This window comes from Rossellomorea aquimaris (genome assembly GCF_020171925.1).
GTDB lineage: Bacteria > Bacillota > Bacilli > Bacillales > Bacillaceae_B > Rossellomorea > Rossellomorea aquimaris_F.
Map to the genome: position 1 here is coordinate 37282 of NZ_JAIVAR010000004.1, position 14914 is coordinate 52195.

The following is a 14914-nucleotide window of genomic DNA, read 5'->3' on the forward strand; positions in this document are numbered from 1 at the left end:
ATTTTATTGGATATTCTTTTTTCATGCCTATATAGGGGGCTTGCGTATCAGATTATAAAAATCACCTCGGATTAAAATACCTACATGATGGTATTTTCTTTTGTGTTGGCCTTTTGTCTGGATGAAGGTTGATTATGACGATCGCTGGTGGAAATTCACACTAGAAAGTAAGGAGGGCTGCATATGAAGGTAGGTATTATCGGGACTGGGAATATGGGGAAAGTGATAATAGAGGCTCTGATCGAGTCAAAAGCGATTTCACCGTCCCAACTTTATATGACGAATCGGACGTTGGATAAAGCAGAGGAAATTCAAAAGACGACTGGGGGAAATGTAAAAAAGACAAACAGGGAAGTCATCAAGTCATGTGATATCGTATTCATTTGTGTCAAACCTCATCATGTTCACGGAGTCATCGAGGAGAACCGGGATGATTTTACAAAGGATAAATGTGTCGTTTCTATCACAAGTCCGGTAAGTGTAGATCAATTACAATCGATGATTCCTTGTTCTTGTGCACGTTTCATTCCGAGTATCACAAACCGCGCACTGAGCGGGGTATCACTGTTGACATTTGGAAGCAACTGTACTGAGAAATGGAGGAACGACTTGAAAGACCTTGTGACACATATTTCCACACCTGTAACCATTGAGGAGGATGTCACAAGGGTGGCGTCTGATATCGTGAGCTGTGGGCCAGCTTTTTTCAGCTATTTGACACAGAGATTCATCAATGCTGCCGTCGATGTGACGAAAATCGATTCAGAGACTGCTACGGTCCTTGCTTCAGAGATGTTAGTCGGATTAGGGGATTTGTTAAAGAAAGATATTTATACATTACCGACATTGCAAGAAAAGGTATGTGTAAAAGGCGGAGTGACAGGGATAGGCATTGCCGTGATGGAGAAGGAATTGGGCGATGTGTTTGAGCAATTATTCGAGGCGACACAGAAAAAATTCGAAGACGATACGACTGAAACCCAATCACAATTCGGAGTCTAATCAGGCTCCTTATTTTATTTCGACACAAACATCGAAATTCCTGCATGAATTCCTGGTTAAAAAGAAATAAACCGGAATGACACGAATGTCATTCCGGTTTATTTTTTTCTGCAGGTGAAGAAAATCCGTTCGCTATCATGGGATGGCGGCAATTCTTGAAAGTCTGCCGTACTACTCAACACCTCGAATCCTGAAGAATCCAGCCATTCGGTAAGCTGTAAAACAGGATATGTACGCTGCTTATGAAGCTCCTCCACTCGTTCATAGAGACCGGTGTGTTCATCAAGAACAAAGAAGGTCAATTCATGTTCCACACTATTCGGTGCTTCACCAGGGAAACAATCCCATATGTAAGATACAGAGTCGTCATTCAACGTAAAGGTGCTGTTCATGAATACTTGTGACATTTTATAGAGGGAATGCACATCAAATAGGAAGAGTCCGTCTTTTCTCAAATGCCGATGTACGTGATCAAATGTCCTGATTACGTCTTCTTCCGTCTCCAGATAATTCAGAGAGTCACAGAATATCGTGATGACATCAAATTCCCTCTGCAAGTCCAGTCTGGACATATCCTGCTGAAAAAGGGCAAGGGACTGATTACTTTCCAACGCTTTCTGCTGGGCCATAACCAACATATCTTCCGATAAATCGATCCCTGTGACCTCATACCCCTGTGAAGCGAGCCTCAGGGATAATTCGCCTGTACCACACGCAACATCGAGAATTGACCGACCTCTTACTCCATAGGCTTCGGTTTGACGCTTGATATAGTCCAGCCAGCCTTCATAATTGACATCCTGCATTAAATAGTCATACAAGTAAGCAAAACGTTCATAGCTCATTAATGCGTTTCAGACACCTCGACAAATGAGGCATCTCCCCATAGTCGCTCCAGGTTATAATAACCCCTTTCATCCTTATGGAATACGTGAGCAACGATATCACCGAGATCGACCAGGATCCAGCGTGCTTGATCAAATCCCTCAAGACGTTTAACCGTGTAGCCGTTCTCCTCTGCCTTGTCTTTCAATTCCCTTGCAATGGCCTGTACTTGTTTATCTGAATTACCATGACAGATCAGGAAATAGTCCGCAATCATTGAAATACCCTTCATGTCAAGTACCACGATGTCTTCTGCACGTTTGTCGTCAGCCGCTTTGTAAGCTAATTCAAGTAAATTCTGTTCCATTTGTTCATCTCCTCTGTTCAAGTACCAGTTGATTATAAAATTTGAATGTATCAGGATAAATGGGCTGTCCTTTCTTCATCAAAAAACCAACTGTGTTCTGCAATGCTTTTATGATTGCTTTATCAAGCGATTCCCTTGCCATTTCCCTTACTTCTTCAACCCCGGGAAACGAACGATTCGGCTCTATATAATCCGCCAGATAAATCACCTTATCCAACGTTGACATATCCTCGCACCCGGATGTGTGATAGCGTATGGCATTCAATATTTCCGCATCATCAATGCCGACTTCACGCTCAACCAGGATGGCACCAACCGGGGCATGCCAAAGCTCTCCGTTATACTCTAACAAGTCTTTCGGCAACGCTTCCGATTCAATCATTCGTTTCATTTCTTCTTTATCACGGAATTTGGCGTAATCATGAAAGATCGCTGCGATCTCGGCTTTCTTCTCATCCGCCCCAAATCGACGTGCAAGCAAGATTGCCGTCTCCATCACTCCGCATGTATGGATATAGCGATGGTCCGTCAGCTGTTCTTTCACAAGTTCCAAAGCTTTTTGCCTATCCATATAGTCCATCCTCCTCTATGATCCGATACACTTCATCCGTCACAAGATAACGGATTGATCGATGATCGCGCACAGCCTTGCGAATAAAGGACGAGGAAACCTTCAGATCCGGGACATCCACCAGCTCCACATTGTAGGGAGTTTCATGGGAGTATTCCGGCCTGTTCACCCCGATGAACCTGACCATGTCAATTAGTTCATCGATCCTGGACCACTTTGGCAAGTATTCGATCATATCTCCGCCAATGATGAAAGAGTACTCCACTTCAGGGTCCCTTTCCTGTAACGCCTTGATTGTATCATACGTATAGGAAGGTCCTTCCCTTTCGAGCTCGATTCTTTCGATGGCGAATCTCGGATTCCCTCTGATGGCTCCCTCGAGCATCCGAATCCTTTGATCCACCGTAACGGATACATCTACCTCCTTATGCGGAGGTACATGGTTGGGCAGAAATCGGATTTCGTCCAGTCCTGATTGATTCAATACTTGTTCGGCAATGACAAGATGGCCGATGTGGGGAGGATTGAAAGTCCCACCCAACAGGCCCACTTTTTTCTTCATATGCTACTCACCCTTATCGTGGCAGAGTGATTTGCTTATTTTCCTTTGATTCTTTATAAAGGACGATTGTGTTTCCGATGACTTGTACAAGTTCTGCACCAGTCCCTTCCACAAGTGCTTCTGCCACTTCTGTTTTATCCCACTCACAGTTCTGAAGGATGCTTATTTTCATAAGCTCCCTTTTTTCAAGCGCATCATCAATCTGCGCGATCATATTTTCATTTACGCCGCCTTTCCCCACTTGGAAAATCGGTGATAAATGATGTGCTTCAGAACGTAAAAATCTCTTTTGTTTACCTGTTAACATTGTTAGCCTCCCAGTTGTTTTAAAACTACATTTCTCATTAATGCGATATTCGGTTTCTGCCCCGTCCAGATTTCGAAGGCAAGTGCGCCTTGATGAATAAACATCTCAATTCCATTTTGGATGGCTGCACCGCTTCTTTCCGCCTGCTTCAAAAATGACGTCTGAAGGGGATTGTAGATGATATCACTGTAAACCGCACCTTGTTTGACCCTCCCGACCTTGAGAGGGGATTGGTGCCCGTTCGGGGACATACCGATTGATGTCGTTTGAATGACAACATCATAGTTAATCAAATTCGCTTCCGCTTCCTGAAGGTCCAAGTAGCAGGACTGGATACTCGCCGGACACGAGGAAATCATGTCTACGGCTTTATCCTTCGATCGATTGGTAAGGTCGATCTTGTTTACACCCAGTGAAGCGAGGGTGTAATAAATGGCCCTTGCCGCTCCTCCAGCTCCTATGATCAGGACGGTCTTACGTGATAATTCTCCCGTCACGATTTTTTTCAGGCCTTCGACATAACCTAATCCATCCGTATTATACCCGATCAACTTTCCTTCTCTGTTCACGACCGTATTGACCGCTCCGATCGCTTCAGCAAGGGGATCAATCTCATCCAATAGAGGCATGACAGCCGTTTTATGGGGGACCGTCACATTGCAGCCTCTTAGTCCGAGTGCCTTGATCCCCTTGATGCCATCCGTCAAATCTTCCTTAGTGACATGGAACTTTCCATAAACCGAACGGATTCCGAGCTCACCGAAAGCCGCATTATGCATCTCCGGGGACATGGAGTGGGCAATGGGATCCCCTATGACTCCGAATAGTTCCTCCACTCGATCACCCCTAAATGAGAGATTTCCTTAAAAATACACTTACTCCCTTTGGCACATGGGCAGCAATGGAAGCGCCCGGTTCATTCACCGTTATCCACCCCAGCCCTGAGAATACGATGTCAGTCTTCGCTTCCTTGATCTTGAACTCATGTTTCACAAGCTCTGGGAATGTATCCATGTCTTCCATGCGCGGTGGCTGAAGAAGTTCACCTGCATGGTTTTTATAGAGTTCATCTGCTTTTTCCATTTTTGTGCGATGGATCGCCAATTCATTTGAGAAGTATGCAGTAAATGCTTGACGGTCGCCTTTCTGGAAGTCAAACCTCGACAATCCTCCGAAGAACAGAGTCTGTTCAGGATTTAGTTGGAACGTCCGTGGTTTGATTTCCTTCTTAGGCGTGATGATCTTCAAATCCTGCTTGTCCACGAAATGGGCCATTTGGTGATGATTGATGATTCCCGGTGTATCAATGAGGGACTCTTCTTCGTCCAATGGAATTTGGATCATATCAAGCGTCGTTCCCGGAAAGTGGGATGTAGTGATGACATCCTGCTCACCTGATACCTGTTTGATGATGCGATTGATGAATGTAGACTTCCCGACATTCGTGCATCCCACGACATAGACATCTTTCCCATTGCGGTATTTCTCGATCGCATTGATTGCCTCTTCAATTCCGATTCCTTTAGCGGCACTGACCAATTGTACATCGATCGGCTTCAGACCCAACTGGCTGGCTTGATGCTTCATCCAGTGGATCATCTTGGAGTGCTTTACCGACTTTGGCAGCAAATCGACCTTATTCCCGATTAACAGGATCGGATTGGATCCGACAAAGCGATGCAAGCCCGGAAGCCAGCTTCCGTTAAAATCAAAAATGTCGACGATTTTTACAATCAAGCCTTCGGAATTTCCAATCTCGTTTAAGATCTTCAGGAAATCGTCATCCGTCAATGGAACATCCTGCACTTCATTGTAATGCTTCAAGCGGAAACATCTTTGACAAATGATTTCCTCTTTATTCAATGCAGACGGCGGAGCATAGCCCATGCCTTCCTTATCCTCCGTTTGAATCCCTACACCACAACCTACACAAACTACTTTGCTCAATTCTTTTCCTCCCACTCAAGCATACCTTTCCGCTTGAAAAACTTCATGATCCTTCTTTCCACTTTCCGGTTGAACTTTGTGACAAAGCCATCCGATTGGGCAACAGGCACGACCAGAATCGTGTGGAATCCACTTCGATTCCCACCTAATACATCCGTCAATAACTGATCCCCGATTACAACGGTCTCTTCTTTCTTTACGCCCATCTCCCTGATGGCACGTCTGAATGCACGCCCCATCGGCTTACGTGCTTGAAATATAAAGGGTACCCCCAAGGGATCGGAAAACTCGCCCACCCTTTTTTCATTATTATTTGAAACAATCGTGACAAGGATGCCATGCTCCTGCATTTCCTTGAACCACTGGATCAATTTCGGTGTTGCACTTGGCCTGTCCCATTCGACGAGCGTATTATCCAAATCGGTAATGATGGCCTTCATCCCTTTTTCCTTTAAGTACTCGGGACGGATACTGAATATGTCCTGAACCTGTTCATCAGGTAAAAATTGCTTTAGCACCTACTATACACCTCGAATTCCTACATCGTTTATACGTTCTTATACCTTAATAACATCAATGATAACCAATTTTACTTGCAGATTCAAAATAAACCATATTATATGGGTGTGGTCAATGAATATTCCCATTATTTATAAATATTTTTCGACAAAATTCACCCTGTCTCGATTCTGTGGATAACCTTATTCACATTATTCCCTCAATAAACCTCTGTACTTTTACCAGTTGTATACAATTTAACCACAACTTATCCACCATTTACTGTGGATAAAGGAACAGTTGTTCTATAAATCGATATTTGGTAAAGTTTAATTACTACTTCATAACTTACAAACAATATGCAATGAACATACAATATATAACCATTCTGGAGGTGAAAGAAATGAGGAAATTATCAGACGAGCTATTGTTGGATTCTTATTACAAAGCGTGTCAGTTGAAACTGAACTCAGAGTTTATTCGCCTCATCGAAATGGAAATTCACCGTCGATCACTATCACATCGAATCAAAGCAAGTTAGTATAGAAAAGCGCAGGCGGCTTGGTCAGCCCCCTCAAGCCACAAAAAATGGGACGGATTTCGAATCCGTCCTCTTTTTTATCCAATGTTCAGCTTAGGGGCTGAACATTAATAAAATTCACCGATCGTTTCACCCATTTTCACATCCCGGGGGATTTGTTTCCCCTCAGAGAATCGGAAACAGTCTTTTTCAAATAATAGAATGACGGTGGACCCGAATGTGAAATAAGCCACCTCTTCCCCTTGATGCCAAACATCTTTTTCCTGCACATACTCTATGCTATTGACGAACATCGCTCCCACTTTCACAACGGAAACTTTCCCACGTTGATGCTGCAATTCCGTGATTTCACGATAATTTTTTGCAAGGACGTCCTTACCATACATGAGCCCGTAGTCGTTGACCGGATAGGAGTCTCTGCCAAGCGACCATCTATTTAGTACTGAACCGTCCACCGGACTGTGGATTCGGTGATAATTAGCAGGACTTAAATAGAAGACCGCAAAATCCCCTCCTATATAAGGGGTGGATTTTTCTTCACTACCCATCATCTCAAGCACGGAGTACCGTTTTCCTTTCACAAGGATTTCCAGGTCATCGGTGATTGGGCCTGCTTCTGCCAAATACCCATCCACTGGACTGACAGCATCATGTTCCCCATATTGGACTGTCCTCGCATCCTCTTTCAGCCTGCGAATAAAGAAATCATGTAAAGTCCTATACTCTTTCTCACTGACTGGCAGTTCGTCCGTATTTATGCTGAATGTACGGATGAAGCTTGAGATGAACGGCCGGCTCAAGCTGGATTGTACAAATTTCCTCAATAAGAGGGAGCTCCATTTTTTATTTGTCAGTTCGATACAAAATCGATAAATTGATCTTTTCATAATAAGTCCCTTTCCATTCAGACGACAGATGTCAATCTTCCACGATTCATTAAGTATATAATAAATCGAGGTTAGATACTATATGGAAAGAACTTTTTTGACAGTTCTGAAGTCGTCCAATAAGAAAGACCCGGGAAGTGAAGATATACTTCCCGGGTCTTCATCTGGAACATTTGTTCATGCCGTGCTTTTCAATCAGCAATTAGTATAGTACCACCAGCCACCGAATAAGAAGAGTAGGATGAGAAGGATGACTGCCAGCGCAAAGTAGAACCCTCCACCGCCGTAATATACCGGGGGTCCATAATAGGGATAGCCAGGATAACCGTAGGGCATGAGATTACCTCCTTACATACTTATTATGATTAATATATGTACCCGGCCCGGGATCTGTATGGGCCATCAACCCGTCCATTTAGCCCGATGGCCCGTATACTTTTACTGGACGTGCAAAGTCGGACTGTTTCCTTCATATGCTTCTAGTATAAGTCCTTCATGGAGGTGTAAATATGTCTGGCGTTCTAACAGCACTGGGATATTTCTTCAAAGAATTGATATTCCTCGTCTCTTATGTGAAGAATAACGCATTCCCCCAACCTTTATCAGCCGCTGATGAAAAAAAATATTTACGGTTGATGGCGGAGGGTGATGATCACGCACGTAATCTGCTCATTGAGCACAACCTACGTCTGGTTGCGCATATCGTCAAAAAATTTGAGAATACAGGCGAAGACCCAGAAGATTTAATTTCCATTGGGACCATTGGCTTGATTAAAGCCATCGAAAGCTACTCGGAAGGAAAAGGAACAAAGCTTGCCACCTATGCGGCGAGATGTATCGAGAATGAGATCCTCATGCATCTCCGTGCCTTGAAAAAAACAAAGAAAGATATTTCGTTGCATGATCCGATCGGCCAGGATAAAGAAGGGAACGAAATAAGCCTGATCGACATTCTGAAATCGGAAATGGATGATGTCATCGATACGATTCAATTGAGTATGGAACTCGAGAAAGTCCGTAAATATATTTGCGTGTTGGACGACAGGGAGAAAGAAGTGATTGTCGGCCGATTCGGTTTGGATCTCAAGGAAGAAAAAACGCAGCGAGAAATCGCGAAGGAACTCGGGATATCGAGGAGCTATGTTTCAAGGATTGAAAAGCGTGCGCTCATGAAAATGTTTCATGAATTTTATAGGGAAGAAAAAGAAAAAAGATCGCAATAATAAAAGCACGCGGAAATCCGCGCGCTTTTTTTGCGTGTGTAAAACGTTTTATGGTGGAAGAGATCATTGGTGGCCGATTCCGGTTGCAACCATCATTGAAGTTCCATTGTACATACGACGATCACCCATCATTCCCATCCCAAAAATGATAATAGGGAATGGACCTCGGTACCGGTCATGGCGATGATGATCGGTTCAGCGGGAGCATTCCTTCATGAAGTGGTCCTTCTCAAATCCACTTTTAAAAAAGAACCTTGTCTTCATCTTTGTGTTATGGATTATCTCGATGTCTACCGTTTCCGGATTCATTTTCTATTTAGTTTAATAAGAAATAAAGGCAGCTGATTCGTTATCAGCTGCCTTTTGATATAATGTTATTCGCCCGTTTCCGCAAAACGGCTGATTCTTTCACCGATTTCATCACGGACACGCTGGAAGAATGCCCACTTCTCTTCTTCGGTTCCTTCCGCTTTTGCAGGGTCATCGAATCCCCAGTGCTCCCGTTTCACATGAGGTGGAGTCATCGGACATTTATCAGCCGCATCGCCGCAAAGCGTTACGACTAAATCTGCATTATTCAAGATTTCAGTGTCGATGATATCGGAAGTTTGATCCGTGATATCGATTCCGGATTCTTTCATCGCCTTCACTGCGTTTGGATTCAGACCGTGTGCTTCGATTCCTGCACTGTATACGTTCCACTCGTCACCCAAATGTTTTTTCGCCCAGCCTTCAGCCATCTGACTGCGGCATGAATTACCTGTGCATAGGAAATAGATGGTTTTCTTTGACATGATGAATCTCTCCTTTAAAATTTAATAGATGATTAATAACCATATATAAAGCCCGACCAATGTAATGAATAGGGTTGGGATGGTCAGGATGATCCCTGTTTTGAAATAGGTCCCCCAGGAGATCTTCACTCCTTTTAACGAGAGGACATGGAGCCACAATAATGTGGCGAGTGACCCGATCGGGGTGATCTTCGGTCCAAGATCCGAACCGATGACGTTGGCATAAATCAATGCTTCTCGGACGACCCCGGTCGTATCCGTACCTGAAATCGCCAGCGCGTCGATCATCACCGTTGGCATATTATTCATGATCGATGACAGGATGGCCGCGATGAAGCCCATTCCGACCGTTGCCGCGAATAACCCCTGATCCGCCGTCAACTGAATGATATCCGAAAGCACATTCGTGAGCCCGACATTACGGAGACCATAGACGACAACGTACATACCGATTGAGAAAAACACAATAGCCCAAGGTGCGCCTTTGATGACGGTTTTCGTGTTGACGGCTGCACTCCTTCTTGCCATTGTTAAGAAGAAGATAGCCACGATCCCGGCAATGATCGATACAGGGAGGCCTATGAATTCACTCGCGAAATAGCCGATTAGGAGAATGGAGAGCACCACCCATGAAAGGCGGAACATCTTGATGTCCTGTATGGCATCCACTGGTTTCTTCAGTTGAGAGACATCATAATGGTCCGGAATGCTCTTTCTGAAGAAGAGATAGAGGACCAAGATGCTTGCTCCCAATGAAAATAGATTCGGCACGATCATCCGGGAAGCGAATTCTGCAAACCCGATTCCGAAAAAGTCAGCGGACACAATATTCACAAGGTTACTGACCACCAATGGAAGGGATGTCGTATCGGCAATGAATCCACTCGCGATAATGAATGGAAACACAAGCTTCTCACTGAAATTCAAGTTTCGTACCATCGCAAGGACGATTGGTGTCAGGATCAGGGCCGCTCCATCGTTAGCGAAAAGGGCCGCCACCACAGCTCCAAGGAGCGAAACGTAAACAAACATCCTTACGCCATTCCCTCTTGCTGCCTTCGCCATGTGCAAAGCAGCCCACTCGAAAAATCCGATCTCATCAAGTATGAGTGAGATGATGATGATGGCGATAAATGCCAATGTCGCATTCCAGACAATGGACGTCACATCCACCACGTCATTGAAATCAACCACCCCTGCAATCAACGCCAATACGGCTCCGCCGCAAGCGGACCATCCAATGGAAAGCCCCTTTGGCTGCCAGATGACAAGAACAAGGGTGATGAGAAAAATCACTGATGCTAAAATAACCATAATTCCTTTTTACCTCCAATTAGTCACAAGATATACGTAAGCCCCGCTCTTCCAACTCCTTCAATTTGAAGTCTTGGTTCGGTAGGTGATCAAGAAGGGTTTGAATCATCGGAAAGTACTCACTGTCGCGATTGAGGGAATAAATAATCCACTGGCCTCTGCGCTTTTCCCTTACAATCCCCACATCCTTCAGTTTTCGGATGTGCTGACTGATGGCAGGTTGACTTGCTTTGAAAATCTCGACGAATTCACATACACAGCAGTCATTCGTGTCTAATATTTTCACCATCGTCAAACGGGTTTTATCCCCCAATAATTTCAAAACCACAGCAGTCTTTTCGATGTCAACAACCGGTAATTTCATTGAATCACCTCCTGGTACCTTTTTGGGCATCAACATATTATTCTATGCTTATATAATATTTCACTTATATATTGGGCGCAATAGGTTTTCAGTTATTTTAAATATTCTCAAAATGAGCATTTAAGGCCATCACTAAACATTATCCCCAGCTGATGTCCCATAAGTCTACTGTGATACGCATCAACAGTAAGAACACCCTTAAAGCAAAAATAAAAAAGCGAGCCAAAATCGGTTCGCTTTTTCAACATATTCCAGATTTCTTTCCTTTAATCCACACTAACCTCAGCCGCAATGACCAACCCAATAACAGATGTTAATACAAGCCCCATGATCATAGAGAACATGATTTTCACTCCCTTTTTGCCATTAAACTCAATGACTATTCTTACTATTAATGTATCACTTTTCAACCAGGAATCCCCCGCCATTCGTGAACAACTATTTACTAATACTTGACAGATTTGTGACTTAGGAATCATCCTCTCCAACTAAAAAAAGGATCCCTGGTTTCAGGGGGATCCTTTCCACTCAACGCTTGCTTCTTCTTTTGTTCTTACGGAAGAATGCAGTCCAAAAAACAACGTTCAACATCTCTACCACCAGCCTTCCAATTTGCTAGGCAGAGTCCTTCTCCACCCATAGCGCATTTAGTCTTTTCTCCTGTACATACATTTTTCATTCTCCTCTCCAAAAGTGATATAGCGATCGTCTCTTTATTAATAAATATTGGACAGATAATGCTGTTTCGCTTTCGTTTGTTCGTATTGCTTTGTCACGGTGTCATTGTGCACAGCTTCTTGGAACGTTTCGTGCTTCTTTTTAATTGTTACGGTCATGAACAATAAATTCAGTGTCATACCTATCACCCCTTTCAAAGCCTTTTTCAGGCAGTAAAAAGCCGCAAAGAGATCCTCCTCTTGCGGCACAAAAAAGCCGCAAGGAAGTACATTCTCCCTACGGCTTCATTTAAATGGTTACGTTTAAAATTAAGCGGATTTCTTCCCGTAAGCGGTCGAATGATTTACACAATATTCAGTTGGATAGGTTTTCTTAGTAGCAATGTTCATGTTATTCGACCTCCTTACATGTATTATTTTTCTTACATTGGTTAGTATATCCAATTTCAACCAGGATGTAAACATTTTATTTTCTACAAAATTCGACCACTTCTCTACAGATGCCTTACGGACCATGAATCAAATAAAAAAGGACCCTAACTCGGGCCCTTTCAATCATTCATCTGCAGATTGCAAATCTTTTTTATATTTAATTGCCTTGGTGAAAAAGAGAAGTGAAACCGACAATAATACAACGGTGCCCGACATGAGTGTCATCACCTTGACCGGTGTCACGGTCTCGGATGGAATGACCACGCCAAGGTACATGAATACGCTCAGTGCCAGTAACGTAAACCCAAAGCGTTTGTAATCATTGATTTTATTTTGAATCCCTTTTTTAGATAACTTTTTCATGTGTTCAATCACCTACTTTTGAACTAGTAACCTCTTAGTCTATGGTAACATAAGAAGGGGTGGTTCCCTTCAGGTAATTGGCACCAGTTCTTCCATCAGGTTTAAACAACAGCCATCATCGGGAAAGAGCGTTTTCAAGGTCCTCAATGAGATCTTCAGCATCCTCAAGTCCGACCGAGATCCTGACCAGTCCATCAGTGATACCCAATTCCATGCGGCGTTCACGTGGAATTGATGCATGAGTCATCCGGGCAGGTACCGATATCAAGCTCTCAACCGCCCCCAGACTTTCTGCAAGCGTGAAATATTTCGTGTTGGTCAAGAGACGATCTGCATTTTCTTCACTTCCGACATCGAAAGAGACCATGCCTCCGAATCCCTCAGCCTGCCTTTTCGCAATATCATGATGCGGATGGGTTTCGAGGCCTGGATAATACACCTTTGAAACCTTTGGATGCTTCACAAGATAGTCGACTATTTTCTTCGTATTCTCTTCATGTTCTTCCATTCTGAGGCCAAGTGTTTTGATGCCCCTGATCAATAGCCAGGAATCCTGTGGTCCCAATACCCCACCTGTTGAATTCTGTACAAAGAATAGCTCTTCTGCCAGCTCTTCTGTGTTGACGACAACGAGACCTGCCACTACATCACTATGTCCTCCAATGTACTTTGTAGCACTGTGAAGGACAATATCAGCCCCTAGGCTCAGCGGGTTCTGCCAGTATGGCGTACTGAATGTATTATCAACGATCGTTACCAGATTGTGTTTTTTGGCGAGTGCTGCAGCCGCTTCAATATCGGTGATTTTCAAGAGTGGGTTGGTCGGTGTTTCGATGTACACCGCTTTTGTATTCGGTTTGATCGCCTTTTCAATATTGCCCACATCACTCGAATCAACGAAAGTGGATTGAATCCCAAGGCGGTTCAGCACTTTCGTCATGACCCTGTAAGTACCTCCGTAAACATCATCTGTCAGGACGATATGGTCTCCACTGTCAAACATCATCATCACAGCAGTGATGGCGGCCATGCCCGATCCGAATGCAAATCCTCTCTTACCGCCTTCAAGTTCTTTGATCAATTCTTCAAGTGCATGTCTCGTTGGATTTCCTGAACGGGAGTATTCAAATCCCTTATGTTTACCCACTTCATCCTGTTTATAGGTGCTCACTTGATAAATTGGAGTAGAAACAGCTCCTGTCTGGGGATCAAGTCCCACTCCACCGTGAATCATTTGTGTCTTCTTTTTCATGATCAAATTCCTCCTTCGTAAATTCTCTTACTTAAGTAACGTTCACTTGAATCCGGGAAGATTGTTACGACATGGCTGCCGGGCTTCGCGCTCTCCGCTTCAATCAGTGCTGCGTGAAGTGCTGCGCCTGATGAACTGCCAACAAGCAGTCCTTCCCGTTCTGCCAATTCTTTCACTCTTCTGAAAGCATCCTCATCCGTGACGGTATGAATCCCGTTAAAGTATGAGGTGTCCATGTAAGCTGGAAGGAACTCCATTCCGATGCCTTCGGTTTTATGTGGTCCGGACTCCCCACCATTCAGGATCGAGCCTTCTGGTTCCACGATGACCGTCCTGATTTCAGGATTCATCTCTTTCAGATACCGGGCAGTCCCCATGAAGGTCCCACCCGTTCCCGCACCTGCAACAAAGTGATGGATATGGCCATCCATCTGCTTCCATATTTCCGGTCCCAACGTCTTATAGTAAGTCGCTGGATTCGCTTCATTCTCAAATTGGCCAGGATAATAGGCATTTTCCATCTGTGCAGAGAGCTCTTTCGCCTTGCCGATGGCCCCTTTCATCCCAAGCGAGGTAGGGGTATGGATGATTTCCGCCCCGAGCGCTTTCATCAGTTCCTGCTTTTCAATGCTGAACTTTTCCGGGACGCAGAACATGACTTTGTAACCTGAATTCACCGCGGCCAGTGCCAATCCGATTCCCGTGTTCCCGGCAGTCGGTTCGATGAAGACACCACCAGGTTTTATTTTCCCCGTTCGTTCAGCTTCCCTCAGCAATTCGATACCAAGCCGGTCTTTGATGCTTCCACCCGGATTATAGAATTCCAGTTTCGCAAAAAGGCGGACACCATTTTTCAGTGGAAAATGTGTTAACTCCATAATGGGAGTATTGCCTATCAGCTCATGTACATTTTTATATACATCCATTTCCTTGCCCCCTTTTTCTCAAATGAAAAAGCTGACCTGTCGCGAGCCTTCTTCATTCCCTC

The 14914-nt window shown here is 44.2% G+C and carries 21 protein-coding genes; 3 read left to right on the forward strand and 18 right to left on the reverse strand.

Going from position 1 to position 14914, the window contains the following annotated elements:
• Positions 1-183: 183 nt before the first annotated feature.
• Positions 184-1002, forward strand: a complete 819-nt coding sequence (comER, locus tag LCM10_RS14535; RefSeq protein WP_224877022.1) for a late competence protein ComER — start codon at positions 184-186, stop codon at positions 1000-1002.
• Positions 1003-1100: 98 nt separating this feature from the next.
• Here comER and LCM10_RS14540 read toward each other — a convergent pair whose 3' ends face one another.
• From LCM10_RS14540 to LCM10_RS14575, 8 genes are read right to left on the reverse strand one after another with little or no spacing between them, the layout of a single operon-like run.
• A complete protein-coding gene (locus tag LCM10_RS14540; protein WP_224877023.1) occupies positions 1101-1847 on the reverse strand; it encodes a class I SAM-dependent DNA methyltransferase in 747 nt (248 codons plus the stop codon).
• Positions 1847-2194: a ribosome silencing factor gene (gene rsfS, locus LCM10_RS14545; RefSeq protein ID WP_224877024.1), complete on the reverse strand. Its 348-nt coding sequence runs from the start codon at positions 2192-2194 to the stop codon at positions 1847-1849. The genes LCM10_RS14540 and rsfS overlap by 1 nt, the downstream gene beginning before the upstream one ends.
• A 4-nt stretch (positions 2195-2198) precedes the next feature.
• Entirely contained in the window at positions 2199-2765 is a 567-nt protein-coding gene (gene yqeK, locus LCM10_RS14550) for a bis(5'-nucleosyl)-tetraphosphatase (symmetrical) YqeK (RefSeq protein ID WP_224877025.1), read from the reverse strand.
• Complete coding sequence (locus LCM10_RS14555) at positions 2758-3327, reverse strand: nicotinate-nucleotide adenylyltransferase (RefSeq protein ID WP_224877026.1); 570 nt, start codon at positions 3325-3327, stop codon at positions 2758-2760. Before LCM10_RS14555 ends, yqeK begins: the two co-directional genes overlap by 8 nt.
• A gap of 13 nt (positions 3328-3340) precedes the next feature.
• Positions 3341-3634 carry a ribosome assembly RNA-binding protein YhbY gene (gene yhbY / locus LCM10_RS14560; protein WP_224877027.1) on the reverse strand — a complete coding sequence of 98 codons (294 nt, stop codon included), beginning with the start codon at positions 3632-3634 and terminating at the stop codon, positions 3341-3343.
• 2 nt (positions 3635-3636) lie between these two features.
• Positions 3637-4470: a shikimate dehydrogenase gene (gene aroE / locus LCM10_RS14565; protein WP_224877028.1), complete on the reverse strand. Its 834-nt coding sequence runs from the start codon at positions 4468-4470 to the stop codon at positions 3637-3639.
• Between the two features lie 10 nt (positions 4471-4480).
• Complete coding sequence (gene yqeH, locus LCM10_RS14570; protein WP_224877029.1) at positions 4481-5581, reverse strand: ribosome biogenesis GTPase YqeH; 1101 nt, start codon at positions 5579-5581, stop codon at positions 4481-4483.
• Positions 5578-6099: a YqeG family HAD IIIA-type phosphatase gene (locus tag LCM10_RS14575; protein ID WP_224877030.1), complete on the reverse strand. Its 522-nt coding sequence runs from the start codon at positions 6097-6099 to the stop codon at positions 5578-5580. The genes yqeH and LCM10_RS14575 overlap by 4 nt, the downstream gene beginning before the upstream one ends.
• Positions 6100-6482: 383 nt before the next feature.
• Here LCM10_RS14575 and LCM10_RS14580 point away from each other — a divergent pair, with 383 nt between their 5' ends.
• Positions 6483-6620, forward strand: a complete 138-nt coding sequence (locus LCM10_RS14580) for a sporulation histidine kinase inhibitor Sda (protein ID WP_224877031.1) — start codon at positions 6483-6485, stop codon at positions 6618-6620.
• 107 nt (positions 6621-6727) lie between these two features.
• On the opposite strand, the gene LCM10_RS14585 is transcribed toward LCM10_RS14580, so the two are convergent.
• Positions 6728-7507, reverse strand: a complete 780-nt coding sequence (locus LCM10_RS14585; protein ID WP_224877032.1) for a phosphatidylserine decarboxylase — start codon at positions 7505-7507, stop codon at positions 6728-6730.
• A gap of 195 nt (positions 7508-7702) precedes the next feature.
• On the reverse strand, positions 7703-7843 hold the full coding sequence (locus LCM10_RS14590; RefSeq protein ID WP_224877033.1) for a hypothetical protein: 141 nt from the start codon (positions 7841-7843) through the stop codon (positions 7703-7705).
• A gap of 173 nt (positions 7844-8016) precedes the next feature.
• On the opposite strand from LCM10_RS14590, the gene sigK reads away from it, so the two are divergent.
• Positions 8017-8730 (forward strand): RNA polymerase sporulation sigma factor SigK, encoded by a 714-nt coding sequence (gene sigK / locus LCM10_RS14595; protein ID WP_224877034.1) that lies wholly within the window; start codon positions 8017-8019, stop codon positions 8728-8730.
• 374 nt (positions 8731-9104) lie between these two features.
• Here the strand turns inward: sigK and arsC are convergent, their stop codons facing one another.
• From arsC to LCM10_RS14635, 8 genes are all read right to left on the reverse strand, one after another.
• A complete protein-coding gene (gene arsC, locus LCM10_RS14600; RefSeq protein ID WP_224877035.1) occupies positions 9105-9524 on the reverse strand; it encodes an arsenate reductase (thioredoxin) in 420 nt (139 codons plus the stop codon).
• Between the two features lie 21 nt (positions 9525-9545).
• Positions 9546-10838: an arsenic transporter gene (locus LCM10_RS14605; protein ID WP_224877036.1), complete on the reverse strand. Its 1293-nt coding sequence runs from the start codon at positions 10836-10838 to the stop codon at positions 9546-9548.
• 19 nt (positions 10839-10857) lie between these two features.
• Positions 10858-11202 (reverse strand): ArsR/SmtB family transcription factor, encoded by a 345-nt coding sequence (locus LCM10_RS14610; protein WP_224877037.1) that lies wholly within the window; start codon positions 11200-11202, stop codon positions 10858-10860.
• A gap of 266 nt (positions 11203-11468) precedes the next feature.
• Positions 11469-11612, reverse strand: a complete 144-nt coding sequence (locus LCM10_RS14615) for a hypothetical protein (RefSeq protein ID WP_224877038.1) — start codon at positions 11610-11612, stop codon at positions 11469-11471.
• Between the two features lie 306 nt (positions 11613-11918).
• On the reverse strand, positions 11919-12059 hold the full coding sequence (locus tag LCM10_RS14620) for a YrzI family small protein (RefSeq protein ID WP_224877039.1): 141 nt from the start codon (positions 12057-12059) through the stop codon (positions 11919-11921).
• Positions 12060-12434: 375 nt separating this feature from the next.
• The gene (locus LCM10_RS14625) at positions 12435-12674 is read right to left on the reverse strand and encodes a YrhC family protein (RefSeq protein ID WP_224877040.1); all 240 of its coding nucleotides are present in this window, start codon (positions 12672-12674) and stop codon (positions 12435-12437) included.
• Positions 12675-12789: 115 nt separating this feature from the next.
• Positions 12790-13926 carry a bifunctional cystathionine gamma-lyase/homocysteine desulfhydrase gene (locus tag LCM10_RS14630; protein WP_224877041.1) on the reverse strand — a complete coding sequence of 379 codons (1137 nt, stop codon included), beginning with the start codon at positions 13924-13926 and terminating at the stop codon, positions 12790-12792.
• A 2-nt stretch (positions 13927-13928) separates the two neighbouring features.
• Complete coding sequence (locus tag LCM10_RS14635; protein ID WP_224877042.1) at positions 13929-14852, reverse strand: PLP-dependent cysteine synthase family protein; 924 nt, start codon at positions 14850-14852, stop codon at positions 13929-13931.
• Between the last annotated feature and the right edge of the window lie 62 nt (positions 14853-14914).